This window comes from Crossiella sp. CA198 (assembly GCF_052078295.1).
Classification (GTDB): Bacteria; Actinomycetota; Actinomycetes; order Mycobacteriales; family Pseudonocardiaceae; genus Crossiella.
In genome coordinates, this window is sequence record NZ_JBQJIM010000003.1 from 419,307 (window position 1) to 444,653 (window position 25,347).

The window sequence follows — 25,347 nt, forward strand, 5'->3', positions numbered from 1 at the left end:
CCATGAAGCCGAGGGGCATCGGTCGCGGGCGCGTGCCCATCGCACTGACCGCGCTGACCGTGACAGGTGCGGTGGTGGTGGCGCTGACCGGCGCGGCCACCCCGCGGGGCGGGGCGGACTTCCTGCAGAACGGGCACTGGGTGCACAACGCGGTGCTCGGCGGGATCTACCACCTCAACGGGGCGACCGGGGCGATCGACGCCCAGGTGGCCGCGCCGGACGTGCCTGCGGGCAGTCAGGTGGTGCAGGGCGGCAGCAGTGGCTACGTCATCCTGCCGCGCGGGCAGGTCGTCGAGTTCAGCAAGTCCACGTTGCGGGTGGAGAAGACCACCCAGCTGCCCACGACCGCCGAGGCGCCGGTGCCACTGCAGGTCACCGGCGGGCCGTACCTGGTGTTCAAGCAGGCTGGCAAGATCTCCCGGCTGGGTGGGCGCACCGCGGGCGAGGTGTCCACCGACGGCGCCGTGGGCGATCCGGTGGCCACCGCGGACGGCACCGTGTGGGTGCACCGGACCGACACCGGCGCGATCTGCAAGCTGGCCAAGGAGGCCACCCGGCTGGCCTGTCCGGCCGAGGCGCCCAAGGGCCACGCCGGGTCGCTGACCGTGGTCGCCGACCAGCCGGTGTTCCTGAACACCACCGCCGACACCGTGCACGCGGTGGGCGAGGGCCCGCTGGACGAGGGCACCAAGGTGGGCGCGGACCTGCCGCCGACCGCGCGGCCTGCCAGCACCGACGTGGACGGGCGGATCGCCGTGCTCGACCCGGGCGGCAAGCGATTGCTGCTGGTGGACGCCGGTGGCCTGGACCGGAGCAGGCCCGCTGAGCAGCCCAGGGTGGTGAGCCTGCCCTCGGGTGAGTACGCCGATGTGGAGTCCTCGGGGCAGCGGGTGGTCGTGGTGGACAAGACCCGCAACTCGGTGCTCACCTACAACCGCGACGGCGGCCAGGTGGGGTCCGCGCCGGTGCCGCCGGGCGCGACCAGGGTCAGCCGGGGCGAGGACTCGCGGGTGTACGTGGACAACGTGGACGGCACGCACGTGGTCGCGGTGGACCACGACGGCAAGATCATCCCGGTGCCGATCACCAAGGACCGGATCAGCACCAGCGGCAAGCCGCCGCAGCCGCCGCCCGCCGAGCCCAGCCTGAGCACCGTGCAGGGCCCGCCGAGTTCGCGCTACCAGCCGCCGCGCCTGGATCCGCCGCGGCGCGGCACCACCGTGGCCGCGCGGCCGAACACCGTTCGTCCGGTCACCCCGGCCAGTCCGCCGGGAGCGCCGCCGGGGGTGCGCGCGACCGCGGGCAATGGGCAGCTCACGGTGAACTGGGGCGCGGCCGCGGCCAACGGGGCCGCGGTGTCGGCCTACCACGTGTCCTGGACCTCCAGCGCGGGCGGCGACTCGGTCCGGGTCGGTGGCGGGGCGCGCTCGAACGTGATCCGCGGGCTGGCGAACGGGACCGCGTACACGGTGACCGTGGTGGCGGAGAACCCGGCCGGGCGCGGCCCCGGCGCGCAGTCCAGGGCGACCCCGGTGGTGCCGAAGCCGGTGCGCTCGATCGAACTGAGCCGTGGCAGGCCCGAGCTGTACAAGAACGACTGCACCTACCTGCCGCACAGCGCGCTGATGCGGGTGACCCTGCGCGGCTTCACCCCGGGCAGCCGGGTGCTCGTGATCCCCTACTCCGACAACAAGGACTACCGGAACGAGGGCACCACGCAGACCGTCGGCGGTGACGGCTCGGTGACCTTCCAGGCGTTCCACTTCTGCCAGGTCGGCAGGAATGTGTGGGTCCGGGGCGACGGCGTGCAGTCCAACACGATCAGATGGGTGAGTCAGTGACCAGGCTGACCCGGCGCGGCCTCGCCGTGCTCGTGTTCGCGGTGCTGTTGCTGATCGCCGGGGTGCTCGCCGGGCATCCGCTGCTGCGGGCGCTCGGCGGGCTGTGCGCGGGCGCGGTCGCCGCGGCGCTGGCGCTGGTGGTGCGGCGACCGAAAGTGGCGGTGACCAGGGAGGTCTACCCGGACCGGGTCGAGCGCGGCAGGCCCGCGCTGGCCCGGTTACTGGTGCGCAACCCCGGCCCCCGGCGGCAGGTCGCGTTCACCGCGGGCGACCGGCTCGGCGAGGGCGTGCACGAGGTGCGGGTCAACGCGCTGCCACCGGGCACCGAGGCCAGCTACCACTACGAACTGTCCACCCAGAAACGCGGGCGGCTGCCGGTGGGACCGCTGGTGCTGGAGCGCACCGATCCGCTGGGCCTGGCCCGCGGCACGCTGTCCACCGGCACCGCGGCCACCGTGTGGGTGCATCCGCGCAGGCACCCGCTGCGGCTGGCCGTGCGCGGCACGCCCCGGCACCACCATGAGGGCAGGGTGGCCGAGGACCTGCACGGCTCGCTGGACCTGCGTGAGGTCCGCGAGTACCAGCCCGGCGACGAGGTCCGGCACCTGCACTGGAAGGCGGCGGCACGCACCGGGCGGCTGATGGTGCGCCAGTACGCCGATCCGGACCAGCCCCGGCTCACCCTGCTGCTGGACACCAGGGCGGAATCGCTGTCCGCGCAAGGGTTCGAGGAGGCGGTGGAGGTGGCCGCCTCGGTGCTGCACGCGGCCGCGCTCGGCGGTCAGCGCTGCAGGCTGGTCACCCCCGGCGGGGTTGATCTGTCCACTTCGGACGGTCCGGCGGCGGCGCGGCGGCTGCTGGACGAGCTGTGCGAACTGCCCCAGGACACCTCGGCCGCGCTGGCCCCGCCATCGCTGGCCCAGTCCCGGAGCCGGGACGGCGCGCTGGTCGTGGTGACCGGGGTGACGCTGGACGAGTCGAGCGAGCTGGCCCGGTTGCGTACGCGCTACCCGGCGACCACTGTGGTCGCGCTGGGCGAGTCGGTGACGCCGGTCCCGGCCGGGCGGGTGATCCGGGCGGCGGACGCGGCCGCTGCGGTGCGGCGGTGGAACGCGGTGACCGGATGAGCAAGCGACAAACCCTGGCCGGGGTGCTGCTGGCCGGTGCGGTGGCCGGACTGCTGTTCGCGCCGGTGTTCGGGCTCGCGGTGCTGCTGCCCTCGGTGCTGGTGGTGACGCTGGTGCTGGCCGCGGGCAGTGAGCTGGTGGCGCGGTTCCCGGCGCTGACGCCGTGGCGGCCGTTGCTGCTCGGCGTGGCCGGGCTGCTGGGCATCGTGCAGACCGAGCTGTTCCCGACCACGCTGGCCGGGTTGCCGACCGGGGACACCCTGGTCGCGCTGGGCGCCGGGCTGGTCGACTCCTGGCAGCTGGCCCTGGACTCGACCTGGCCTGCCAGGCCCGAACCCGCGCTGCTGCTGTTCGTGCCGCTGCTGGTGCTGGCCGCCGGGCTGCTCGGGATCGAACTGGCGCACCGGGCCCGCGGTCCGCTGCCCGCGTTGCTGCCGAGTGCGGCGGTGCTGGGCCTGAGCCAGCTCTACGCGCCCGCGCCCGACGGACTCGCGGTGGCCGCCGCGCTGGGCTACGCCGCCGCGGGCGTGCTGACGCTGGTGCGCGGGCGGGTGCGGCCGGTGGCGCTGGCCGCGGTGATCGCCGCCGCGGTGGCCGGTTCGGGACTCGCGGTGCTGGCGGATCCGTTGGGGCGCCCGGCTTACTCGCTCAAACAGGAGCGGCCCACGCCGTTGCCGCCCACGCCCACGGCCAGTCCGCTCGACGAGATCGCGGCCCGGCTGCGCGCCCCGGACCGGACGGTGTTCTCCTACACCGGTTCGGCCAAGGTGGACCGCTGGACCACGGTGGTGCTGACCCACTTCGACGGGGTGAACTGGCGGCCCGACGAGTACTTCCAGCGCCTGGGCGCCGAACTCGCGCCGCCACCCGGCCTGCTCGACCCGCAACGCCGGGAAGCCGACATCACCACGCTGCCCGGCAGCGGTCGCTGGCTGCCCAGCCAGCCATGGCCCGCCGCGGTGACCGGCCTGGATCCCTTGGTGGGCCCGGACAACGGCATGCTGTTCGGACCCGGCGGCATCACCAACTACCGGCTCGCCTGGTGGGAACCCAAGGCCGAGGGGCTCCTCGACGCGGCGATCGACCCGGAGGTGCCCGGCTGGCGGGAGGACATCGGCGAGATCCCGCCCGGCGTGGCCGAACTGGCCACCGAGGCCACCAAGGGGCTGCGCGCGACCTTCCAGTCCGCCCTGCAGTTGCAGCGCTACCTCACCGAGCACTACAAGGTCTCCGTCAGCGCCGACCTGCCGACCGGGCACGGCTGGCCACAGATCCGGAAGTTCCTGTTGGAGGACAAGGAAGGCACCAGCGAGCAGTTCGCCACCGCCTACGTCGCGCTGGCCCGGTTGCTGGGCATCCCGGCCCGGGTGGCGGTCGGTTTCGCCGCACCGGCCACCGCCACCGCGGACGGACGGCGGGTGGTGCGCAACCGGGATGTGCTGGCCTGGCCCGAGGTCGCGGTGCAGGGCTTCGGCTGGGTGGCACTGGACCCGACCAAGACCGCGGCCAGGGACAGTGACAGCGACAGCGGCGGCCTGGCCGACCTGACCAATCAGGCCCGGCAGAAGTTGCCCGCGCCCGCGGCCCTGCGCGACCCCGACCTGCCCGCGTCCGGAACCGGTGACAGCGAAGAGGAATCGGCTGGCGGCGGCTGGCAGTGGCTGTGGTGGTCGCTGCTCGGACTGGTGCTCGCGCTGCCGGTGCTGTGGCTGGCCGGGGTGCCGTTGTGGCGGCTGCTGCGGCGCTGGCGACGGCGCCGGGCCACCGGCGCGGCCGCGGTCACCGGCGCGGTGGCCGAGGTGCGGGACCGGTTGCGCGCCTTCCGGATCCCGGTGACCCCTGGTATGACCGTGCGCGACCTGGCCATCGCGGCCGCGCCGCTGGCCGACCGGTTCACCGTGGACACCCTGCGGCTGCTGGCAGGCACCGTGGATACCGCGCTGTGGTCCGGCGGACCGGCCACCGCCGAGCTGACCGACCGGGCATGGGACGCCGAGCGGCAGGTGCGCAAGAGCTTGTCCCGCAACGGATCCCTCCGCGACCGGCTGCGCGCCGCACTGGATCCGCGCACCGCCTGACAGCTTCCGGCCAGACCGCCCCATCGCAGCGGCGGTCTGGCCAGCATGAGGCGGTGAACCGAACCTGTCTCCCCGTACTGGCGGGCGTCGCCGCGCTGCTGCTGGGCGGGTGCGCCACGACCGCGCCCGCCCCGGCCCCCTCCTCGACGGCGACGCCCGCCGCCGGCAGCACGACCGCCCTGCCGAGTTCCAGCAGCACCCCGCCACCGCCACCGCCTCCGCCGCTGCCCACCGAGGCCGCGGACGGCGGCAACCTGCGGGCCTGCACGGACGGGACCTGCGAGGTGCTGCTGGACAAACCGGCCACGATCAACCTGGTCAAACAGCAGGTCGGCACGGTGCGGGTGGCCAAGATCGAGGCGGACTCGGTCACGCTGAACCTGACCTTCCCCAGCGGCCGGATCGAGTTCAACTGCGACCAGGGCGTGCAGTGCTCGCTGGTCGGCGCCACCGCCGGTGCCCCGGCGATGACCTTCGTGGTGGCCAAGACCGGCGGCTGGCTCACCACCAACGGGCTGCGCACGCAGGTCGTGGCCGTGCGCGACGGGGTCGCGGTCATCCGGCTGGGCCCGGCCTAGACCCAGGTCTTGCGCTTGTCAGCCACGGCGTGCAGGAACGGGTCGAAGTCCAGGTCGGTGCCCGCCGGATCGGCATCGGTCGGCAGGAACTCCTTGACCAGCTCGAAAACCTCCCGCTGGGCCGCGGCCACCGCGCGCTGGATGGTCTCCACGATGTCCGCGGCCAGCAGCTCCGAATCGGGCTGCCGGTACACGCGCGGGTTCAGCTCCAGTTCCAGCAGCTCACCGCGGGCGCCGACGGTCGCGCTGATCAGCCCGTCCGGTGAGTCGGCGGTGCCGGTGATGTCCCGCATGCCCTCGCGCAGCCTGCGCACCGAATCCGCCAGCTGCTGGATCCCCTGATCGGTCAAGACAACCTCCTGCACCGGGTTCGAGAGGCCAAGTGTGCTGCGGCGCAACAAGATCCGGCGCGTGCTGACAGCTTGCGGCCAGGCCCGGCCGCTCGGACACGCGAGGCCGGACCATCGCAGGATGGGACGCATTCGCCTGCACGCCACCGTTTTCCTGGCGGCCACGCTGCTCGGCCTCGGCGCGGGCGGCGGGCTCGCCCTGGCCGCGCCGCCGCCCGGCACCTGCCACAACCCCACCCCGGCCCGGCCGGAGATCGGGCAATTGCCGTGGGCCCAGCAGGTGCTGGCCCCGGACCGGGCCTGGCCGTTCAGCGACGGGGCCGGGGTGACGGTGGCCGTGGTGGACTCGGGAGTGGACGCCGATCACCCGCAGCTGGCGTCAAAGGTGTTGCGGGGCCGGGACTTCTACTACCTCGGCGGTCTGCCCGGCAACTTCGACTGCGTCTCGCACGGCACCGCGGTGGCCGGGATCATCGCGGCGGGCGAGGCGGACCGGATCGGGTTCCGCGGCATCGCGCCGGGCGCGCGGATCCTGCCGGTGCGGGTCAGCGACCGGGACCTGACCGACAACGGCGGCGCGGCCGCGATCGACCCGGTGGTGCTGGCCCGCGGCATCTGGTGGGCGGTGGACCAGGGCGTCAAGGTGCTCAACCTGTCGGTGTCCGGACCGGTGGACAACGGGCACATCCGGGACGCGGTGGCCTACGCGGTCAGCAAGGACGTGCTGGTGGTGGCCGCGGCCGGGAACCAGCAGCCGGACAGCCCGTTCGCCTCCCGGCCCTCTTACCCGGCCGCCTACCCCGGGGTGCTCGGGGTGGGCGCGATCGACATCGACGGCGCGAAGCTGCCTGCCTCCCAGCTCGGCGACTTCGTGGACCTGGTCGCGCCAGGGGTCGGCGTGCTCGGCCCCACTCGCGCGGGCGGGCACACCTACTTCACCGGCACCAGTTTCGCCGCGCCGTTCGTGGCCGGGACCGCCGCGCTGGTGCGGGCCCGCTGGCCGGAGCTGTCCGCGGCCGAGGTGACCCGGCGGCTGCTGGCCACCGCCACCCCGGCCCGTGGCGGCAAGGGCAGTCCGGGCTACGGCGCGGGCGTGGTCGACCCGTATCGCGCGGTCACCGACGGCCTGTCCGCGGTGGCCCCGGCGCCGGTGCCGCCGCTGACCCATCCCGCGCCGGATGTGGCCCGGCTCAGCGCGGAAGCCTGGTGGCGGAACGCGGGCGAGCAGGCCAAGGCAGGCGCGGCGGCGGCCGTGGGCGCGGCGCTGCTGGCGGTGCTGATCGCGGTGGTGCTGCCGCGTGGCCGCCGCAGGCGCTGGGCCGCCGGCACCGCCGATCCGCTGCCAGCCACCCCGGTCCGGGAGGAACTGCCCGAGCAGGTCTTCCTGCTGCCGCCCCCGCCGGTGGAACGCTGACACAGCACAGGCCCCGGTCCGCTGCTGGCGCGAACCGGGGCCTGAGTGTCGACCTCAGCCGATCGAGGTGCTGCCGATCCGCGAGATGGACTGCTGCAACGCGGTCTGCAGGTTCGTGTTGGTGTTCTGCACACCGCCGCGGATCTGCTCCACCAGCTCCTGACGCTGCTGGCTGACCGCCTTCCAGGCATCGTGCACACCGCCGAACTCGCCACCACCGGTGTCCGTCCAGTCCGAACCGGTGATTCCGGCGGCCTGAGCCATCTGGTCCATCTCGGACTGAATCTGGTTGATGGTGCCCAGCAACTGCTGCGCGAATCCATCGAGCTGTCCGAAGTTTCCGCGAACGACGTCTACCATTTCCTGCTCCCCTGTTCAGAACGCAATCAGATCAGTACGCGAGCGGCTCAGGTCGTGGTCAGTCCGGCGAAACCACCGGCCGAGTCCTGGTCCTGCTGCTCGTAGGTGCGCGAGGCGAAGGTGACGTTCTCGCCCAGCTCGGTCAGCGAGGCCACCACCCGCTGCACCCCGGTCACCCAGTTGTCGAAGGCCTGGTCGAAGCTGACCTTGGCCTGGCCCTCCCAGGCGCCGCTGAGCGCGTCGGCCTGGGCGGTGGCCCGCTGCCGGTGACCGTCGATGCTCTGCGCGATGTTCGTGGCGGCGGTACCGGTCTGCGCGATTCCGCTTACCGCACCGTGAATTTGCCCGGACATGCGGGCTCCCCTCATTCGGACGGCCAATGCCGTGTATTCCGGTCACCGTGACGCTAAAGCGGAGCCCGCCATCGCACGGCGGTCGCGGCACCTTCCTGCCACCGCCATTTCCCGGCCCGCGCATTCCAGGACGATCGGATTCCCCAGCCGATGAAGGAGGAATCCGTGGCGACGATCGTGGTGCGGCGGCCGCAGCGCAGACCCGCGCCCGAGCTGCCCTCGGGCGAGCTGGTCATCGACGCGCCGCCGGAGATCCCGGCGCCGGCGGGCAGGCAGTGGCAGCAGGCGCTGATGATGCTGCCGATGATCGCCGTGCTCGGCGCCTCCGTGCTGCTGTTCTCCGGCTCGGCCGCCGGCACGCTGCGGTACGTCGTGCTCGGCCTGTTCGGGGTGGCCGCGGTCGGCATGATCGTGCTGACCTTCGTCACCGGCGGCGGCCCCAGCAAACGTGAGATGGGCCTTGCCCGGCGGTCCTACCTGCGTGGACTGGCCCAGCACCGGCTGCGGGTGCGGCGCACCGCGCACCGGCAGCGGGACGCGCTGGCCTACCTGCACCCCGAACCGAGGGCGCTGTGGTCGGTGGCCGCGAGCTACCGGCTGTGGGAGCGCCGCCGGGACGACCCTGACTTCGCGGTGGCCCGGATCGGAGCGGGCGCGCAAAGCCTGTCCACCGCGATCATCGCACCGGACACCAAACCTCTCGAACAGCTGGAACCGTTGTCCGCCTTGGCTTTGCGCCGGTTCATCAGCACCTTCACCGCCATTCCCGGCCTGCCGCTGGCCATCGCGGTCACCGGGTTCGGCCGGATCCACCTGCGCGGCGACAGCGACCGGGTGGTCGGCCTGGCCAGGGCCATGGTGGCCTCGCTGGCCACCCTGCAAACCCCGGAGGACCTGCGGATCGCGGTGTGCGCGGGCCGGGACGAGCGCCCGGACTGGGAGTGGGTGAAGTGGCTGCCGCACGCGCTGCACCCAGAGAAGACCGACGCGCTGGGCCCGCTGCGGCTGGTCGCGCCGACCGTGCCCGGGATCGAAGCGATGCTGGAGGACCTCCTGGCCCAGCGCCGCCGGTTCGACCCGGAGGCCGGGCACCCCGGCGGTGAGCCGCACCTGGTGGTGGTCATCGACGGCGGCTCGACCATCGGCTCGGACCACCTGATGACCGGCGGCGGTGTGGAAGGCGTCACCGTGCTCGACCTGACCACGCTGCCGCCACGCGCGCTGGACCGGGCCGCGGTGGTCCTGGAGGTGGCCGCGGACGGCACGCTGACCAGCGAGACCATCGACGGCGAGACCGAACTGGGCGTGGCCGACGAGCTGGACGCGATCGCCGCCGAGGGCCTGGCTCGCCAGCTCGCCCCGCTGCGTGGCGCCGACGGCGGCCGCGGTGAACAGCCGCTGAGCGCCTCGCTCGGACTGGGCGAACTGCTCGACATCGGCGACCCGTACCTGTTCGACCCGACCCGGACCTGGGTGCAGCGGCCCAACCGGGACAAGCTGCGGATCCGCTTCGGCGTGCGCGCCGACGGCACCCCGATCGAGATCGACCTCAAGGAGTCCGCGCAGGACGGCATGGGCCCGCACGGGCTGCTGGTGGGCGCCACCGGCGCGGGCAAGAGCGAACTGCTGCGCACCCTGGTGCTCGCGCTGGCGGTGACCCACCCGCCCAGCTCGCTGAACTTCGCGCTGATCGACTTCAAGGGCGGGGCCACCTTCACCAAGCTGGACCGGCTGCCGCACACCAGCGCGGTGATCACCAACCTGGCCGAGGAACTGCCCCTGGTGGACCGGATGACCGACGCCATCAACGGCGAGCTGATCCGCCGCCAGGAACTGCTGCGCGCGGCCGGAAACTTCTCCTCGCTGCGCGACTACGAGAAGGCCCGCGCGGCCGGCGCGCCGCTGCCGGAGGTGCCCACGCTGTTCGTGGTGTGCGACGAGTTCAGCGAGCTGCTCTCGGCCAAACCGGACTTCATCGACATGTTCGTGCAGATCGGCCGGATCGGCCGGGCGCTGGGCGTGCACCTGCTGCTGGCCAGCCAGCGGCTGGAGGAAGGCCGGTTGCGCGGCCTGGACACCTACCTGTCCTACCGGATCGGGCTGCGGACCTTCTCCGAGGCGGAAAGCCGGGTGGTGCTGGGCGTCGGCGACGCCTTCGCGCTGCCCCGCGCGCCAGGGCACGGCTTCCTGAAGTCGGGCACCGAGCCGATGGTGCGGTTCCGCTCGGCCTACGTCTCCGGCGTGCACCGCCGCGCCGAGGCCGGTTCCAGTGGCGCCGGACCGCGTGCGCCCCGGCTGATGGCCTACTCCACCGCCTACCTCGCCCCGCCCGCCGACACCACGCCGGTAGTGACCGCGCCCGAGGATCCGGACGAGGGCGTCGGCGAGAGCCTGCTGGACGTGCTGGTCGAACGATTCGAGGGCAAAGGCGTGCCCGCGCACCAGGTCTGGCTGCCCCCGCTGGCCGAGTCGCCGTCCCTGGACCAGCTGCTCGGCACCCCGGTCGAGGACCCGATCCGCGGCCTCGGGATCACCGAACCGCGACTGGCCGGGCGACTGCTCGCGGTGGCCGGGATCGTGGACCGGCCCCTGGAACAGCGGCGCGAGCACCTGGTGCTGGACCTGTCCGCCGCGACCGGGCACGCCCTGGTCGTCGGCGCCCCGCACAGCGGCCGCAGCACCGCGCTGCGCACCCTGATCACCAGCCTCGCGCTCACCCACACCCCGCGCGAGGTCCAGTTCTACTGCCTCGACTTCGGCGGCGGCAGCCTCGGCACGCTCACCGGCCTGCCACACGTGGGCGGGGTCGCCGGCCGGCAGAACGCCGGCGCGGTCCGGCGCACGGTGGCCGAGGTGGTCACCGCGCTGACCCACCGGGAACGCCTCTTCGCCGAACACGACATCGACGGCATGGCCGAGTTCCGCAGACTGCGCGCGGAGGGCCGGTTCGCCGAGGAGACGCACGGCGACGTGTTCCTGGTGGTGGACGGCTGGGCCACGCTGCGCAAGGAGTTCGAGGACCTGGAGGACCCGGTCGCCGACATCGCCGCGCGCGGGCTGTCCTACGGCATCCACGTGCTCGCCGCCTGCGGCCGCTCCTTCGACCTGCGGCCCAACATCCGCGACCTGTTCGGCAGCCGGATCGAGCTGCGCCTTGGCGATCCGCTGGACACCATGGTCGACCGGGCCAGCGCGAGCATGGTGCCGGAGAACGCGCCCGGCCGCGGCGTCAGCATGGGCAAACACCAGCTACTGCTCGCCCTGCCGCGCATCGACGGCGGCCACGATCCGCGTGATCTGCCCGCCGGGGTGGCCGAGCTGGTCAGCGGCCTCGCCCGCGGCTGGCACGGTCCGCGCGCACCCAAGGTCCGGATGCTGCCCGCCAGCCTGTCCTACCCCGGCCTGACCGCCATGGACGAGCAGAACCGCCTGGTCACCGGCATCGCCGAACGCGATCTGGCGCCGGTGCACTGGGACTACCAGGCCGATCCGCACCACCTGCTGCTGGGCGGCCCGGAGTCCGGCAAGACCACGTTCCTGCGGGTGCTGGCCCGCCGCATCCAGGAGACGATGACGCCGGAGCAGGCCAGGATCGTGCTCATCGACCATCGCCGCGGCCTGCTCGGCGAGGTCGGCGCGCCCTACCTGCTGGGCTACGGCACCGACAAGGCCACCACCGGCAGGCTGATGACCGAGGCCGCCACCGCGCTGACCGAACGGTTGCCGGGCAAGAACATCACGCCCGAACAGCTGCGCACCCGGAGCTGGTGGCAGGGCCCGGAGATCTTCGTGCTGGTCGACGACTACGACCTGGTCGCCAGCCAGTACGACAACCCGATGCTGCCGTTGCTGGACTACCTGCCGCAGGGCCGCGACGTCGGCCTGCACGTGGTGCTGGCCCGGCGCACCGGCGGGGCCGGGCGGGCCATGTTCGAGCAGTTCTTCACCAGGCTCCGCGATGTCGGTTCGCCCGGACTGATGTTGTCCGGGGACAAGGAGGAGGGACCGCTGCTGGGCGGGCTGAAGGCGGAGAAACTGCCGCCCGGCCGCGGCTGGCTGGTCGACCGCCGCGACTCGGCCCGCCTGGTGCAACTCGCCTGGCTGCCACCCGGCGAGGCGTGACCCACAAGCCCATCCGAGAGGGGAGATCCAGATGTCCGCACCACCGGGGCACATCAACGGCCGGATCAGCGCGATGCGCGATTTCGCCGAGCAGTTGCGTCAACCGGACTTCACCGCGGTCCGCGCCGCCGGCGCCGCCAGCGCCCAGGGCGCGAGCGGTGGCATGGCGGAAGGCACCGCGTTCGGCACCGCGCACACCGAGGCGGTGACCAAGGTCGAGGCGTTCACCACGGCGGTGGACCAGGGCTACACCGCGTACAAGGGCCTGGCCGTCGGCGCGGCCGAGGAGTACTCGGGCCAGGACCGCGACAGCGCCCGGCAGATGCCGACCGGCGAGCGGACCGGGTGAGGGGGAGGTCATGGACTACACCACGATGGAGATCGAGCAGCAGGTCCAGCTGATCGAGGCGGAGATCGGCGGCGGCCGCGTCCAGCAGGTCACCAAGGCCCGCGAGATGTGGACGGCGCTGCACAACCAGCTGAGCCAGGCCGGCACCGACCTGCACGGCCGGGGTCAGGAACTGGGCCAGCACTGGCTGGACAGCGCCGGGCACCTCTTCGGCGACCAGGTCCAGGCCGGCGTGACCTCGCTGACCGACTGGACCGAACGCATCGCCACCGAACCCGCCTCCTCGCTGGCCAACCTCGCCGTCGCCCTGCCCCAGGCCCACGCCGGGGTGATGGCGACCTGGGAGTGGTTCCAGAAGGCGATGCGGCAGGCCCCCGCCATGGAGGCCGAACTGCGCAGGCAGGCCAGCCAGAACGCGGGCGTCCCGATGAACCAGCTCGCCGCCCTGTTCACCCAGACCGCCGAAGCCACCCGCAACGCCCTGGGCGCCGACTGGCGCGGCCCCCAGAACGCCGCCGCGCCCAACTCCCCCGCCAACGCCACCGACGCCGCCCCCGGCGGCCCTGCGGGGGCCCCGCCCGGCGCACCCCCCGGCGGCCCCGCAGGCGCCCCTCCCGGCGGACCCGCGGGCGCACCGCCCGGCGGCGCCCCGTCCGCACCCCCCGGCGGAGCCCCAGGCAGCCCGCCCGGTGGTGCCCCCGGCGCTCCGCCCGCACCCCCCGGCGGCCCCAGCCTCGCGGGCGACACTCCCACCCCAGCCGTGCCCAAACCCCCCGTGCCACCACCACTCCCATCCCTCCCGCCGCCCGTCAACACCCCGCCACTCCCCCTGCTCCCCCCGGTCCCGACCGGTGGCCTGGGCGGCGCTGGCGGCCTGGCCGGAGCCAGGGGCGGCGGCCGCACACCGCCCGGTCTCAAGGGCGCGGGCATCCTCGGCCCGCCACCCGTCCCGCGCGCCGCCGCCATGGGCGCCGCGGCCAACCTGGCCCCACCCCCGGAAGCCCCGGTCGCCTCAGCGGGCACCACCGGCACCACCAACGCCGCCAGCTCCCTGTCCCGGGGCGCGGGCATCCCCCCGATGGCCCCGCCGCTGGGTGGCGCCGGTGTGGGCGGCAACCAGCCCAAACCCGGCAGCGGCGCGGCGAAGAACGCGGGCACGGCACCGGGCAAGGGCGTCAAGCGGGGGATTCCCGGCGTTCCGGCCCGGCTGGGCGGCCAGTCCGCGGGAGTCGGCGCGGTGCCGACCGGATCCCGGCGACGCCGTGCGGACGAGACCACGACGATCGAACTGCTGGACGAGGAGATGTGGCGCGTCGAGGGCGCGCCCGCGGCCTCGGCCGTGGTGCAGCCCGAGCAGCCGCGTGGGCGTCGCCGGTCTCGCTGACGGATCGGCGACAGCGTTGCCCCGTCCGGATTTCCGGACGGGGCAACGCTGTTGCCGGGGGTTCGCTGTTGCCGAGGGTTCGCTGCTGTCCGGAGTGGGGCCACGCGAGGTGGGGCTGGTCGGGCGCCGATCAAGCGGCCACTCGTCCTCGGTTGTCCTCGCCTACGAACGCTTGGCGGCCTGTGGATCCAGTCCACTGCCCAACGGGATGCGCGAGACCAGCCCGGCCGGCATCCGCACCGGCACCACCCCCTCGTACCCGAGCATCGCCAGCACGTCCGGGGTGGCCAGCGGGTGGTTGCGGCCCTGGTCGCTGACCAGGGACAGGGTGCCGACCGGGGCGGTTGGGCTGGGTAGCACCTCGACCAGGGCCACCGAGCCCGGCGAGACCAGGACCCGGTCGGCCAGTGGCAGGCCGGTGTCGGTGCGGCGGGTGGTCAGCAGGGCCGGATCTCGTTGTGGCAGCACGGGATCCACCGTCACACCGGGCACCTGCTGGCCGGGTGCGAAGCTCGCGCACACGGTGGGTGCGCCCGCGGCCGAACCGGCGAACTCCGGGCGCTTGTCCGGGGCCTGGCCTGCCTTGGCCGGGGTCGCGGCGGCGAGCCGGGCGCCGCTGACGGCCAAGGGGCTCAACGTGATGCCGTTCAGTTCGCCGCCCAGGGCCTCGGCGGTGGGTTTGTGCGCGCGCTGGATCTCGTACTGCAGGGCCGAGATCGGGCGCAGCCGGTCGGCCTCGGCCAGGTAGTGCTGGGTCACCTCGCCCGAGGTGCGCACCAGCGCCAGCTCGCCGATCCGCAGGTCTGGTTTGCCGGGCACCGCGGTGCTCGGTTTTCCGGTGTCCGGCAACGAGATCGGCCCGATCGGCTCGCCGGCCGGCAGGTTGTCCACCAGCGCGGCGCCCGCCCGCAGCAGCGGACCGCGTTGCAGTGCCAGCCGGACCGCGCCGGTGTCGGCCTGGGCGATCCGGTGCCGGTGCCCGCGCCACACCAGCTGCCAGTCCCCCTTGTCCGGGAGTTCCAGCAGCAGCGCGGCATCGCCGATCGCCCGGCCGCCAGGAGGCGGCTGGCCGACCAGCAGCACCGACTCGTGCACCGCCGCGCCGGTGCCGTCCACCGCGGGCTGGGAGCACATGCTCCAGCCGCCGCCGAGCACCCGCTCCTTGCCCGGCAGCCCATCCGGCACGTCCACCAGCCCGATCCGCGGCGCACGCGGCACCCCGACCAGGGAGTTCCGCGAGACGTCCATGGTCGGCGCGTACTTGCCCAGCGCCAGCAACGCGGAGGTGTGGTTGGTGACCGGCCGCAGCCTGTCGTCCACGTACACCAGCCGCGCCCCGGTCTCCTTCTCCACGATCACCGCGTCGCCGGAGCGCCAGGCGTCCTTGCCACCCGGCACGATCAGCCCGTACACGCCGAAGCCGGCCAGGATGATCACCGCCAGCGCGATGCTGCCGAGTGCGGACACGCTCGGTCGCCGGAACGGTGGCTGTTCCGGATCGGTCTCCCTGGTGACCAGCGCGGAGATCGCCCGCTGGGCCAGGAACTGGTGTGCCTGAAGCTGATCGCGACTCGATGCCATCTCAGCCGCCCAGCCCGCGCAGGTAGGCGTACAGGTCCAGCACCGCGCACACCACCGGGACCACGGCGAGCACCACCGCCACCTCGAACAGCTCGGCATAGCGCCCGAGGTAGGGACTCGCCGGACCGGTGCTGTGCCGCAGACCGCCGAAGACGATCAGCCCGCCGACCACGAGCAGCACCGCACCGGCGATGGCCACCCGCCCGGCCAGCAACGGACCGAGCGCAAGGCACACCGCCCCGCACACCCCCGCGCCCAGCAACGGAATCCGTTGCCACAGAACGGGATACAGCCGCGCCCGGAGCAGGAACCCGAGCGTGAGCACCACCAGCAACCACAACGCGGACGTGCGGCCACCGCGCACCAGCACCACCTGGCAGAGCACGGCCACCAGCCCGGCGCCGACCAGCATGCCGGTCAGCAACCCGTGCGCCCGCGACACCGCCTGGTACACCGCCGGTCGTGGCGGTTGCGGATCATCCCGAATGAGATCCGCGGTGGTACGCGGCAGCACCGGCATCGGCACCCGGGCCAGCCGGATCGCCAGCGGAGCCAGCATCGGGGAGAACGCCAGCACCGCGCCGACCACGATCGCGGCCGCCTGGACGCCATCGAAGATGTCCAGGCTCGCGAGCGCCCCGCCCAGCACGCCGAGCAGTCCACTGGTCGCCGCCGCGGCGAAGACCGGCAGTCCGTGTGCGGTGCCGAGATGACCGAGCACTGCCCCGAGCAACAGTGCCGCGCTGCCCGCCTGCACCTGGGGTGCGCCCAGATCCAGCAGCGGGTGGCTTCCGGCCAGGAGCAAAGCTCCACCGAGGAAGGAGTACGGCAGCGCCAGCGCCCCGAAGACCGCGCCGGCCACCGCGTCTCCCGCGGTCCTGGCCAACGTAGCACCCACGGCGAGTAGCAGCAAACTCACCAGGAGTGACCACAAACCGGGCATCGGCCAGGGCGGTCCGGCCCGCAGCACCACCGCCAATCCCAGCAGCAGCACCACACCGCCGACGGTCAGCGCGGCCCGCCGGGTGTGCCGCGCGCTCCAGGCCCGCCCGGCCCGGCCCGCCCCGTCGGCGATCGCGTCGACCAGATCGTCGTACTCCAGCTCAGGCCATTCGGTGCGCCGCGAGGTCAGGTGCAGCACCTCGCCGTCCCGGATCCGGTACGAGCCGAGGGTGCGCCCCAGTTCCAGCGGCGAACCGTCACCGCGCCGCAGCAGCCAGCCGCCGTCGCCCGCGCCGTCATCGGCGAGGTGCTCACCCGCGTGCCGCAACAGTCCCGGCACGATCTCGGCGACGCTGGACTGCTCGGGCAGCGCCATGTCGATGCGCCGGTGCGGCGCGGCGACCGTCACTCGCACCAGCCCGGTCGTGGTCATCGGCCTACCTCCTCGCACCGGCCGGTGCGGCAACAAGCTGCCGCCCGGCACGCACCTGTGGTTCGTCTTTCCTACGATCTGGTGGCGCGCCGCGACGGGGAACCGGGTCGGCAGCTAGCGGCCATCACCTGTACGGACGGATGATTGGCGCCGGAGCGAAAAGCTGGAGGGGAGCCCGCGATGACCAGCAACGGGCCCGAGGAACTGGTTCTGCTCGGGGACGGCCCGGTGGCCACGGTGTACGCCGGGGTGCGCGCGGACACCGGGGAGGCGTACGCGCTGAAGGTCTTCCCGGCCAAACTGCCCAAGCGCACCCGCGCCGAGCTGGACCGCGAACTGGCCCGGCTGGCCGGCCTGCGCGACCGCGCGCCGGTGCTGGTCGCCGACGCGGTCGAGGACACCCCCGACGGTCGCACCGCGCTGCGGATGGAGCTGTGCTCGCAGTCCCTGCGCGAGCTGGTCACCAGCTGCGGCAGGCTGTCCGTGCCGGACGCGATCGCGCTGGGCCGGGCCGTGGCCACCGCGCTCTCCGCCGCGCACGGCGCCGGCCTGGTGCACGGCGGCGTCACCCCCGGCAACCTATTGTTCCGCCCCACCGGCGAACCCGTGCTCGCCGACCTCGGCCTCACCCTGCGCCGCGCCTACCCCCGCGACCAGCGCACCGGCATCGACTTCGCCGCCCCGGAAACCCTGCGCGACGGCACCGTGGACGAACGCTCGGACCTCTACGGCCTGGGCGCGCTGCTGCACCTGGCGCTGTCCGGGGAGTCCCCGCACCCTGGCGCGATCGGCGAACCGGAGGGCGAGCGGATGCTGCGCGTGCTCGGCACGCCGGTGCCGCCGCTGAACCGGGCGGACGTGCCAGAGGCGCTGGTGGCGGTGGTGTCGGCGTTGCTGAGCAAGGATCCGGCGCTGCGCCCGGCCGAGGCTTCGGTGGTCTCGGAGTGGCTGGCCCGGATCGGCGGCCCGGAACCGCGGACCGCGCGACCGACGACGCAAGGGCGCGGGTTCGACGATTTCGCCGAGCAGGTCCCGGCCTATCGCCCGGCGCCGCCACCCGGCACGCCGGGTCCGCATCGGCCCGCGACTGCCCAGCCCGGCCCGCCCGCCGCGGACCGCCCCGGCCTGCCCACGGACAACTTCCCGGACGCCACCGCACCCCGCCGCCGGAACACCACCCCGGCCGACGAAGCCACCCCAGCGCCCCCGCAACCCCGCGGCGCCCCCCTGGTGATCTCCGGCCCGGCCCGGCCCGAACGCCCAGCCAGCCGCACCGGGCTGGTGCTCGTCGGCGTCGGCGTGATCGCCGTGCTCGCCGTCGGCGCGGTGCTGCTGATCAGCGAGGACCCGGCCGAGATGGCCCTGCCGCCCGGCCCGGTCCCGGCCAGCGCGACGCCCACCCCGTCGACCACCGCGAAGCAGGTGGAGATCGTGATGGAGGAGCCCATCCGGCGCGGCAACACGGTCGAGCTGAACTGGCGCAGCAGTGAAGCGCTGTGGTTCTCGGTCGCCGTGGCGAGCGAGAACGACGTCGAGGCCAAGGGTTCCACGCCGCAGCGAGGCACCAGCTTCACAATCGACATCGACCCGAATCTCAAGTACTGCTTCCAGGTCAGCGGTTCCAGCAGTGGCCCGGTCCACAAGAGCCGGCCCAAGGCCATCAACGGCGCGATCTGCCGCGACTAGCGCGCGCTCTGGTTCAGCGCCGGGGCCGGGGTCGCGGCCAGCACGTCGGCCACGATCTCGGCCGGGCCGCGCTGGTTCAGCTCGGCGTCGGCGGTGAGCACCAGGCGGTGCGCGAGCACCGGCACCGCGACGTCCTTGATGTCATCCGGGGTGACGAAGTTGCGCCCCTCGGTGGCGGCCATCGCCTGGGCCGCGCGTACCAGCGCGATGCTGCCGCGCGGGCTCGCGCCGAAGCGGACCGCGGTGTGCTCGCGGGTGGCCCCGGCCAGCCGGGCGGCGTACTCGACCACCGCGCGGTCCAGGTGCGCCTTGCGGACCTCGGTGATCGCCGCGACCAGGGTCGGGATGTCGACCACGGCCGGCAGGTCGTCCGGGGACACGCCCGCGCAGTCGCTCATGATCACCAGCACCTCGGCGTCGACGTCCGGGTAACCCACCGCCAGCCGCATCAGGAACCGGTCGAGCTGGGCCTCGGGCAGCCGGTAGGTGCCCTCCATCTCGATCGGGTTCTGGGTGGCCACCACCAGGAACGGGCTGGGCACCGGATGGGTGACCGCGTCCACGGTGACCCGCCGCTCGGACATGACCTCCAGCAGCGCGGACTGGGTCTTGGGCGTGCCGCGGTTGATCTCGTCGGCGACCACCACGTTGGCGAAGATGCCGCCGGGATGGAAGGTGAACTGCTCTTCCTTCTGGTGGTACACGGTCACGCCGGTGATGTCGCCGGGCAGCAGGTCGGGGGTGAACTGGATCCGGTTCCAGCTGCCGCCGATGCTGCGCGCGATGCACCGGGCCAGCGTGGTCTTGCCCAGCCCCGGCACGTCCTCGATCAGCAGGTGCCCCTCGGCCAGCAGGGCGGCCACGGCCAGCCGGACCACCTCGGGTTTGCCGCGCAGCACCGACTGCACATTGCGCGCGATCAGCGAGTAGACCTGCCCGGCCTGAGTGCCACTCATTCCCAACCCCCGTCGACGTCCATCCGCCCCAGCCTAGGAACACCCGGTATACCGCTCATCCACGGCCGGTACACAGCTCAGTCACCCGAGGGGAGTTCCAGCTCGAAGATCGCCCCGCCCTGCTCGGCGTTGTACACCCGCAGCGTGCCGCCGTGCGCCTGGGCCACCCAGCGCACGATGGCCAGTCCCAGTCCGCTGGAGCCGCCGCCGCTGGTGAAGCGGTCCAGGGCGAGTTCGGCGCGTTCGGCGTCGATGCCGGGGCCCTGGTCGGCGACGGTGATCCGGTTGTCCGTGACGTGCACGTGCACCACCGCGGTCGCGCCCGGCTGCCGGCCGTGCTGCAGGGCGTTGCCGATCAGGTTGGCCACCGCGCGCTGCACCAGCACCGGATCCGCGCTGACCTTGCTGGGTGTGGTGGTCAGCGTGATCCGCGCGCCCTCCGGCGGGGTGTCCTCGACCACCCCGGCGACCAGCTGATCCAGCCAGATCGGCTGCCGGGCCAGTTCCTGCACCCCGGCGGCGAAGCGGGCCCGCATGAGCAGGCCCTCGATGATGCCGCCCATCCGCGCGGACAACCGGACCGCGCGCGGCAGCAGTTCGGCGTGCTGGTCCGGGTTGCGCAGCGCGGTCTCGGCCAGCGCACGCAGCGCGGCCACTGGTTTGCGCAGGTCGTGCGCGATATCGCCGAGCAGCGCCTCCTGCTGGGCGAGCGCGTCCACCGCGGGGCGCATGGCCCGGCCGGAGAAGATGTGCCCGGCCAGCGCGCAGGCGCCGAGCAGCAGCGTGCCCACCGCGAACACGATCAGCACCCGCCGGTCGTGCCGGTCCTCGACCTCGCGCGCGTCTATCGCGGTGACCACCGCGCCCACGTGCCGCTCGCCGGGGATCTTCAGCGCGTCCACGGACACCCTGAGCAACTCGCCGCCAGTGCCGCGCTGGTAGCTGTTGATCACGCTCCGGGTGTCGACGGACTGCCGGGCCAGACTGGTCAGCATGGTCTCCGCCAGCTTGGCGCACAGCCGTTCGCTGGTGTAATTCGTCGTCCAGGTGCTGTCGGGATGCCGTTCCAGCACGGTGATCTGGGGGCAGGCGTTGTTGAGCTGGTCCGTGCCCAGCATCCCGGTGTCGAGCCTGCCCTCATAGGTGACCAGCCGGGCCACCACCGCGCCGGTCTGGCGCAGCTCGGCGTCCATGGCCTGCTCGCCCTGCTGCCGGTCCTCGCGGATCACCAGGTAGGCGAACAGGATCAGCCCGGCCGCGTTGAGCACGGTGAACAGCAGGGTGAGCAGGCGGCGGAGGCGGCGCAGCCCCTCGGCGGAGGTGGTGGTCACGCCGAGCCCAGCCGGAAGCCGCGACCGTGCAAGGTGTGGATCAGCCGGGGTTCGGCGAGCTTGGCGCGCAGGCGTTTGACCACCGCGTCGACCACGTTGGACATCGGGTCGGTGCTGGAGTCCCAGCAGTGCTCGATCAGCTCGGTGCGCGAGACCGCCTGGCCTGCCCTGGTCAGCAGGTGCTCCAGCACGGCGAACTCCTTGTCGGAGACGGTCAGCAGCACCCCGGCCCGGCGGACCTCGCGGCGTGCGCAGTCCATCTCCAGGTCCTCGTGCCGCAGCACCGAGGGCCTGCCGCTGCCCGCGCGCCGGCACAGCGCGAGCACCCTGGCGGTCAGCTCGGCCACCGCGAACGGCTTGGCCAGGTAGTCGTCACCGCCGTGCTCGAACCCGGCGACCCGGTCGGCGAGCTTGTCCAGCGAGGTCAGGAACAGCACCGGGGTGGCCCAGCCGTCCTGCCGCCGCTGATGCACATAGGTGATGGCGTCGCCGTCGGGCAGCATCCGGTCGAAGACCACGCAGGCGTGCTCACCGGCGCGCACGGCCTGGTCGGCGGCGGCGATATCGGCGGCCTCGGCCACCGTCAGCCCGGCCGCCCGCAGCTCCGCGGCGACGGCGAAGCGCAGGTCATCGTCGTCCTCGACCACCAGAACGCGCACGGGGATCAATCCCGGTCGTGTCATGGAAACCTCATGTGGCCGCAGGGATGGTGAGTGCGATCGCGATTGGGGGCGGGGATGTTGCTCTTCCACGTACTGGGCCCGACCGAGGCCCGCGACCCGGCTGGGACGGTGCTCGAGCTTGGTGCGCGGAAACCCGTCACGGTGCTGACTACCTTGCTGCTGCACCCTAACGCGTGGGTGCGGGTGGGCCGTCTGATCGAGTCGACCTGGCATGAACAGGCCGTGCCCGCCTCGGCCGAGGCCAATCTCAAGACCTACATCTGCCGCCTGCGCCGGGTGCTGCCGCCCGCGCCGGGCGGGTCCCGGATCGACAGCAGGCCCGGCGCGTACCGGCTGCGGGTGGAACCGGGCGAGCTGGACGCGGACCAGGTGGCCGGGCAGGCGAGCGCGGCCCGCGCGGCGCTGGCCGGGGGCGATCCGCACACCGCGATCGCGCTGCTCACCTCGGCGCTGGCGCACTGGCGTGGCCGGGCGTTCGAGGACCTGCCCGGCACGGACTTCCAGGCCGCCGCGGACCGGCTGGAGGAGACCCGCCGCGAACTGCGCGAAACCCTGGCCGAGGCCCAGCTCGCCGCGGGCGAGGCGCAGGCCGCTATCGGCGTCCTGCGCGCGCTGACCACCGACGACCCGCTGCGCGAGGGCGCGTGGACGCACCTGGTGCGCGCCCTGCACGCGGCGGGCCGCCGGGCCGAGGCGCTGGCCGCGTTCCGCCAGGCCCGCCGGATGCTGGCCGAGGAGCTGGGCGTGGATCCCAGCCCCGCACTGGCCCAGGCGCACCAGCAGGCCCTCACCGCGGACACCGCCACCCAGCCGCGACGCGAGCTGCCCAGGGACATCCCCGGCTTCACCGGCCGCGGCGCCGAACTGAACGCGCTGGACCGGGCCGCACCCGGCGGGACCGTCGTGCTCGACGGCATGGCAGGCGTTGGCAAGACCGCACTGGCCATCCACGCCGCGCACCGGCTGTCCACCCGCTACCCCGACGGCCAGTTCTTCCTCGACCTGCGCGGCCACACCGACCCGCTGACCCCGGCCGACGCGCTGGCCCGGCTGCTCCGCGGCCTCGGCCACACCGCCATCCCGGCCGACGCCGACGAGTGCGCGGCGCTGTGGCGTTCGGAGCTGTCCCGCCGCCGGGTGTTGCTGGTGCTGGACGACGCCGCCGACGCCGACCAGGTCCGCCCGCTGCTGCCCGGCCCGTCGGCCAGCCTGACCCTGATCACCACCCGCACCCGGGGCTGGCGGCTGCCCGGCGAAACCCGGCACCCGCTGACCCCGTTGTCGCACAACGAGTCCGCCAGTCTGTTCCACACCGCGGCCGGCCCGCGCGAGCAGCCGCTGACCGCGCTGTCCCCGCTGACCGCGGTGCTGACCGCCTGCGCCGGCCTGCCCGCCGCGCTGCACGCCGCCGCCACCCGGCTGGCCGTCCGTCCACTGTGGAGCACCGCGGACCTGGCCGACTGGCTCGGCACCGACCGCGGCCGGGACGAGCTGGCACCCGAGGTGACCGGCTCGTACCGGCGACTCTCCGCCGGCGCGCGGGTGGCCTTCCACACCCTGGCCACGCTGCCGCCGGAGTTCGAGCTGCGCCAGGCCGCCCAGCACCTGGGCCTGCCCCAGCCGGAGGCCAGGCACCTGCTGGAGGAACTCACCGACCACCACCTCCTGGACGCCCCCGGCGCGGGCCGCTTCCGCACCCACCCGCTGATCCGCGACCAGGCCCGCCGCACCGCCCGCCCGCTGTCCAACGCCCGCGTCGCGTGAGGAGCGCACCCATGCCGCAGCATCCCCGGTCACCCGAGCCCGGCTGGCCCACCGGCCTGACCACCCGCACCACCGGCCCGATCCAGCCGGACACCGCCCCGCCGCACGCCGTCACGCGCCCCGTGCACCCGTCGCCGCACGCCGTCACCGGCCCCGTGCGGTCCGCCAACCCGCGCCCGGCCCCCGGACTCGTACTCGCGGCCGCCACCTCCGTCCGCCACCCCCAGCCCCGCCCGGTCACGCCAACCCCGCCGCCACCTGCGGCGCCTGCCACCGCCCGCCGCCTCCAGCTCCCCGCCCTGCGCATCCTCTGCTGGCAGCTCGCCGCGATCAGCACCGTGCTCGCCATCGGCCGCCCGTGGCCGCTGGCCACCGCGCTCGGCGTGAACGCCGCCCTGCTCGCGCTCACCGCGATCCGGGTCCGCGGCCGCTGGCTGACCACCCTGCTGGCCACCCGGATCCGGCACACGCTCCGCCGCCGCGACCACGATCTCGGCGCCCCCGAACACGATCCGGCCGCCCTGCTGGCCCTGCTCGCCCCGGCCACCCGCGCCCGCACCGCCACCATCGGCGGCGTCCCGGCCGGCCTGCTCAGCCATCCCGACGAACTGGTCGTGGTGCTGCAACCGCGGGCCGCCGACAGCGAGTTCCTGCGCGCCGCGGCCGCCGGGGCGCTGCTGCCCGATCCGGATCCGGACATGCCCGAGTTCGGCGCCCGCCTGGTCGTGCACACCGGCCCGGTGCGGGACCGGCCGCCACGCACCTGGCTGGCGGTGCGGGCGCTGCGGGATCCGGACATCTGCCGGGACGAGGACCTGACCACCGCGCTGGCCAACACCGTCCGCCGGGTGCTGCGCAGGCTCACCCGCGCCGGACTGCCGGCCGACGCACTGTCCGAAGAGGACCTCCGGGCAGTGCTGCCCGCGCTCACCCACACCGGATCCGGCCGCGGTGAGACCCGGGAGGACTGGCGGTTCTGGCGGGCGGGCGCGGTGGCCCAGGCCGGGTTCCGGCTCGCCGGGTTCGCCGAACTGTCCACTTCGGACCGTGGTCCGCTGCTGGAACGCCTGCTGGCCACCGCGCCAGGGGTGGCGATCACGGTGGCCGTCAGCACCGGCGAGGACCGGGAGCCCACCGCGGTGCTCCGGATCGCCGCGACCAACGGCGCCGTGGTCGACGCGGCCGCCGCCGACCTGACCTACCTGGGCGAACGCCTTGGCGTGCGCCTGGAACGACTCGACGGGCACCACGCCCGCGCCCTCGCCGCGACCATGCCGATCGGAGGCAACCCGCTGTGAACAGCCAGACTCCCGTGCTCTCCCTGCTGCGCCCGGCCGACCGCGCCCCAGCCCCGACCTCCACCGCGGTGGACACCCAGCTCGCCGGTGCGAGCAGGGAGGTGCTGGTGGCCCGCCGCGGCAACACCGCGTTCCCGCGTCCGCTGGCCACCTTCCGCAAGATCGACCACGACAACCTGCGCCGCGGCGTGCGCTACCGGGTGCTGGTCACCGACCAGGTCCGCACCGCGCCGGGGGCATCGCTCCAGCTCAGCGCGCTGGCACTGGCCGGGGCGGAGGTGCGCACGCTGCCCGAGGTGCCGATGGACGCCTTCGTCATCGACGGTTCGGTCGCCGTGCTGCCCGCCGAGGGCGCCGACGGCTACCCGGGCCGGATCGCGATGTTCCGGCTGGCCGGGGTGGTGCGCACGACCACCGAACTGTTCGAGCGGGTGTGGCCCGCGGCGGTGCCGCTGATCGCCTCGGACCTGCCGGCGGCGGCCGAGTTGACGGTGCGTGAACGCGAGCTGCTCACCCTGCTCTTCGACGGTTGCACGGACGAGTCGGTCGCGGCCCGGTTGCGGATCTCGGTGCGCACGGTCCGCCGGATGGTCTCCGACATCATGAACCGGCTCGGCGCGCGCAGCCGGTTCCAGGCCGGCGCCAAGGCGGCGGACCGGGGCTGGTTGATGGACCGCGTCGGCTGATCCCGGCCCGCGACGCGCGGCGGGTCAGCTA

General features: G+C 73.9%; 20 protein-coding genes. 12 read left to right on the forward strand and 8 right to left on the reverse strand.

Annotation, left to right across the window (positions count from 1 at the left end):
- Window positions 1–2 precede the first annotated feature (2 nt).
- Genes ACTOWY_RS06995 through ACTOWY_RS07010 form a run of 4 tightly spaced genes read left to right on the forward strand, consistent with a single transcriptional unit; the run spans window position 3 to window position 5,624 of the window.
- Complete coding sequence (locus ACTOWY_RS06995) at window positions 3–1,841, forward strand: fibronectin type III domain-containing protein (protein WP_441308769.1); 1,839 nt, start codon at window positions 3–5, stop codon at window positions 1,839–1,841.
- Window positions 1,838–2,968, forward strand: a complete 1,131-nt coding sequence (locus ACTOWY_RS07000) for a DUF58 domain-containing protein (protein ID WP_441308770.1) — start codon at window positions 1,838–1,840, stop codon at window positions 2,966–2,968. The genes ACTOWY_RS06995 and ACTOWY_RS07000 overlap by 4 nt, the downstream gene beginning before the upstream one ends.
- Window positions 2,965–5,046: a transglutaminase family protein gene (locus tag ACTOWY_RS07005; RefSeq protein WP_441308771.1), complete on the forward strand. Its 2,082-nt coding sequence runs from the start codon at window positions 2,965–2,967 to the stop codon at window positions 5,044–5,046. The genes ACTOWY_RS07000 and ACTOWY_RS07005 overlap by 4 nt, the downstream gene beginning before the upstream one ends.
- Window positions 5,047–5,099: 53 nt before the next feature.
- Window positions 5,100–5,624, forward strand: coding sequence for a hypothetical protein (locus tag ACTOWY_RS07010; protein WP_441308772.1), 525 nt, complete (start codon window positions 5,100–5,102; stop codon window positions 5,622–5,624).
- On the opposite strand, the gene ACTOWY_RS07015 is transcribed toward ACTOWY_RS07010, so the two are convergent.
- A complete protein-coding gene (locus ACTOWY_RS07015; protein WP_441308773.1) occupies window positions 5,621–5,974 on the reverse strand; it encodes a YbaB/EbfC family nucleoid-associated protein in 354 nt (117 codons plus the stop codon). The genes ACTOWY_RS07010 and ACTOWY_RS07015 overlap by 4 nt on opposite strands.
- A gap of 121 nt (window positions 5,975–6,095) precedes the next feature.
- On the opposite strand from ACTOWY_RS07015, the gene mycP reads away from it, so the two are divergent.
- A complete protein-coding gene (gene mycP / locus ACTOWY_RS07020) occupies window positions 6,096–7,388 on the forward strand; it encodes a type VII secretion-associated serine protease mycosin (RefSeq protein WP_441308774.1) in 1,293 nt (430 codons plus the stop codon).
- Between the two features lie 54 nt (window positions 7,389–7,442).
- Here mycP and ACTOWY_RS07025 read toward each other — a convergent pair whose 3' ends face one another.
- Window positions 7,443–7,748 carry a WXG100 family type VII secretion target gene (locus tag ACTOWY_RS07025; protein WP_247760519.1) on the reverse strand — a complete coding sequence of 102 codons (306 nt, stop codon included), beginning with the start codon at window positions 7,746–7,748 and terminating at the stop codon, window positions 7,443–7,445.
- 47 nt (window positions 7,749–7,795) lie between these two features.
- On the reverse strand, window positions 7,796–8,101 hold the full coding sequence (locus ACTOWY_RS07030) for a WXG100 family type VII secretion target (protein WP_247760520.1): 306 nt from the start codon (window positions 8,099–8,101) through the stop codon (window positions 7,796–7,798).
- 165 nt (window positions 8,102–8,266) lie between these two features.
- Here ACTOWY_RS07030 and eccCa point away from each other — a divergent pair, with 165 nt between their 5' ends.
- Genes eccCa through ACTOWY_RS07045 form a run of 3 tightly spaced genes read left to right on the forward strand, consistent with a single transcriptional unit; the run spans window position 8,267 to window position 13,956 of the window.
- Window positions 8,267–12,223: a type VII secretion protein EccCa gene (eccCa, locus tag ACTOWY_RS07035; RefSeq protein WP_441308775.1), complete on the forward strand. Its 3,957-nt coding sequence runs from the start codon at window positions 8,267–8,269 to the stop codon at window positions 12,221–12,223.
- Between the two features lie 31 nt (window positions 12,224–12,254).
- Entirely contained in the window at window positions 12,255–12,572 is a 318-nt protein-coding gene (locus ACTOWY_RS07040; RefSeq protein WP_441308776.1) for a hypothetical protein, read from the forward strand.
- Window positions 12,573–12,582: 10 nt separating this feature from the next.
- Window positions 12,583–13,956, forward strand: coding sequence for a hypothetical protein (locus ACTOWY_RS07045; protein WP_441308777.1), 1,374 nt, complete (start codon window positions 12,583–12,585; stop codon window positions 13,954–13,956).
- A gap of 162 nt (window positions 13,957–14,118) precedes the next feature.
- Here ACTOWY_RS07045 and eccB read toward each other — a convergent pair whose 3' ends face one another.
- Both eccB and eccD read right to left on the reverse strand, forming a co-directional pair.
- A complete protein-coding gene (gene eccB / locus ACTOWY_RS07050; RefSeq protein ID WP_441308778.1) occupies window positions 14,119–15,537 on the reverse strand; it encodes a type VII secretion protein EccB in 1,419 nt (472 codons plus the stop codon).
- 1 nt (window position 15,538) lies between these two features.
- Entirely contained in the window at window positions 15,539–16,912 is a 1,374-nt protein-coding gene (eccD, locus tag ACTOWY_RS07055) for a type VII secretion integral membrane protein EccD (protein ID WP_441308779.1), read from the reverse strand.
- A 180-nt stretch (window positions 16,913–17,092) separates the two neighbouring features.
- Between eccD and ACTOWY_RS07060 the strand changes: the two genes are divergently transcribed.
- Window positions 17,093–18,598, forward strand: a complete 1,506-nt coding sequence (locus ACTOWY_RS07060) for a serine/threonine protein kinase (protein WP_441308780.1) — start codon at window positions 17,093–17,095, stop codon at window positions 18,596–18,598.
- On the opposite strand, the gene ACTOWY_RS07065 is transcribed toward ACTOWY_RS07060, so the two are convergent.
- From ACTOWY_RS07065 to ACTOWY_RS07075, 3 genes are all read right to left on the reverse strand, one after another.
- On the reverse strand, window positions 18,595–19,554 hold the full coding sequence (locus ACTOWY_RS07065) for an AAA family ATPase (RefSeq protein ID WP_441308781.1): 960 nt from the start codon (window positions 19,552–19,554) through the stop codon (window positions 18,595–18,597). The two genes, ACTOWY_RS07060 and ACTOWY_RS07065, sit on opposite strands and share 4 nt — an antisense overlap.
- Before the next feature lie 77 nt (window positions 19,555–19,631).
- A complete protein-coding gene (locus ACTOWY_RS07070; RefSeq protein ID WP_441308782.1) occupies window positions 19,632–20,885 on the reverse strand; it encodes a sensor histidine kinase in 1,254 nt (417 codons plus the stop codon).
- Window positions 20,882–21,535, reverse strand: a complete 654-nt coding sequence (locus ACTOWY_RS07075; protein WP_441308842.1) for a response regulator transcription factor — start codon at window positions 21,533–21,535, stop codon at window positions 20,882–20,884. The genes ACTOWY_RS07070 and ACTOWY_RS07075 overlap by 4 nt, the downstream gene beginning before the upstream one ends.
- 63 nt (window positions 21,536–21,598) lie before the next feature.
- Here ACTOWY_RS07075 and ACTOWY_RS07080 point away from each other — a divergent pair, with 63 nt between their 5' ends.
- The 3 genes from ACTOWY_RS07080 to ACTOWY_RS07090 are packed head-to-tail and all read left to right on the forward strand — an operon-like array spanning window position 21,599 to window position 25,316.
- Window positions 21,599–23,332: a BTAD domain-containing putative transcriptional regulator gene (locus tag ACTOWY_RS07080; RefSeq protein ID WP_441308783.1), complete on the forward strand. Its 1,734-nt coding sequence runs from the start codon at window positions 21,599–21,601 to the stop codon at window positions 23,330–23,332.
- Between the two features lie 11 nt (window positions 23,333–23,343).
- The gene (locus tag ACTOWY_RS07085; protein ID WP_441308784.1) at window positions 23,344–24,630 is read left to right on the forward strand and encodes a type VII secretion protein EccE; all 1,287 of its coding nucleotides are present in this window, start codon (window positions 23,344–23,346) and stop codon (window positions 24,628–24,630) included.
- Window positions 24,627–25,316, forward strand: coding sequence for a helix-turn-helix transcriptional regulator (locus ACTOWY_RS07090; protein WP_441308785.1), 690 nt, complete (start codon window positions 24,627–24,629; stop codon window positions 25,314–25,316). The genes ACTOWY_RS07085 and ACTOWY_RS07090 overlap by 4 nt, the downstream gene beginning before the upstream one ends.
- Window positions 25,317–25,347: the final 31 nt, after the last annotated feature.

Bases quoted from the DNA above. Each gene is read 5' to 3' on its own strand.
- ACTOWY_RS06995 (WP_441308769.1), top strand. From the start codon at position 3: ATGAAGCCGAGGGGCATCGGTCGCGGGCGCGTGCCCATCGCACTGACC.
- ACTOWY_RS07005 (WP_441308771.1), top strand. From the start codon at position 2,965: ATGAGCAAGCGACAAACCCTGGCCGGGGTGCTGCTGGCCGGTGCGGTG.
- mycP (WP_441308774.1), top strand. From the start codon at position 6,096: ATGGGACGCATTCGCCTGCACGCCACCGTTTTCCTGGCGGCCACGCTG.
- ACTOWY_RS07025 (WP_247760519.1), bottom strand. From the start codon at position 7,748: ATGGTAGACGTCGTTCGCGGAAACTTCGGACAGCTCGATGGATTCGCG.
- ACTOWY_RS07030 (WP_247760520.1), bottom strand. From the start codon at position 8,101: ATGTCCGGGCAAATTCACGGTGCGGTAAGCGGAATCGCGCAGACCGGT.
- ACTOWY_RS07040 (WP_441308776.1), top strand. From the start codon at position 12,255: ATGTCCGCACCACCGGGGCACATCAACGGCCGGATCAGCGCGATGCGC.
- ACTOWY_RS07045 (WP_441308777.1), top strand. From the start codon at position 12,583: ATGGACTACACCACGATGGAGATCGAGCAGCAGGTCCAGCTGATCGAG.
- eccB (WP_441308778.1), bottom strand. From the start codon at position 15,537: ATGGCATCGAGTCGCGATCAGCTTCAGGCACACCAGTTCCTGGCCCAG.
- eccD (WP_441308779.1), bottom strand. From the start codon at position 16,912: ATGACCACGACCGGGCTGGTGCGAGTGACGGTCGCCGCGCCGCACCGG.
- ACTOWY_RS07060 (WP_441308780.1), top strand. From the start codon at position 17,093: ATGACCAGCAACGGGCCCGAGGAACTGGTTCTGCTCGGGGACGGCCCG.
- ACTOWY_RS07065 (WP_441308781.1), bottom strand. From the start codon at position 19,554: ATGAGTGGCACTCAGGCCGGGCAGGTCTACTCGCTGATCGCGCGCAAT.
- ACTOWY_RS07085 (WP_441308784.1), top strand. From the start codon at position 23,344: ATGCCGCAGCATCCCCGGTCACCCGAGCCCGGCTGGCCCACCGGCCTG.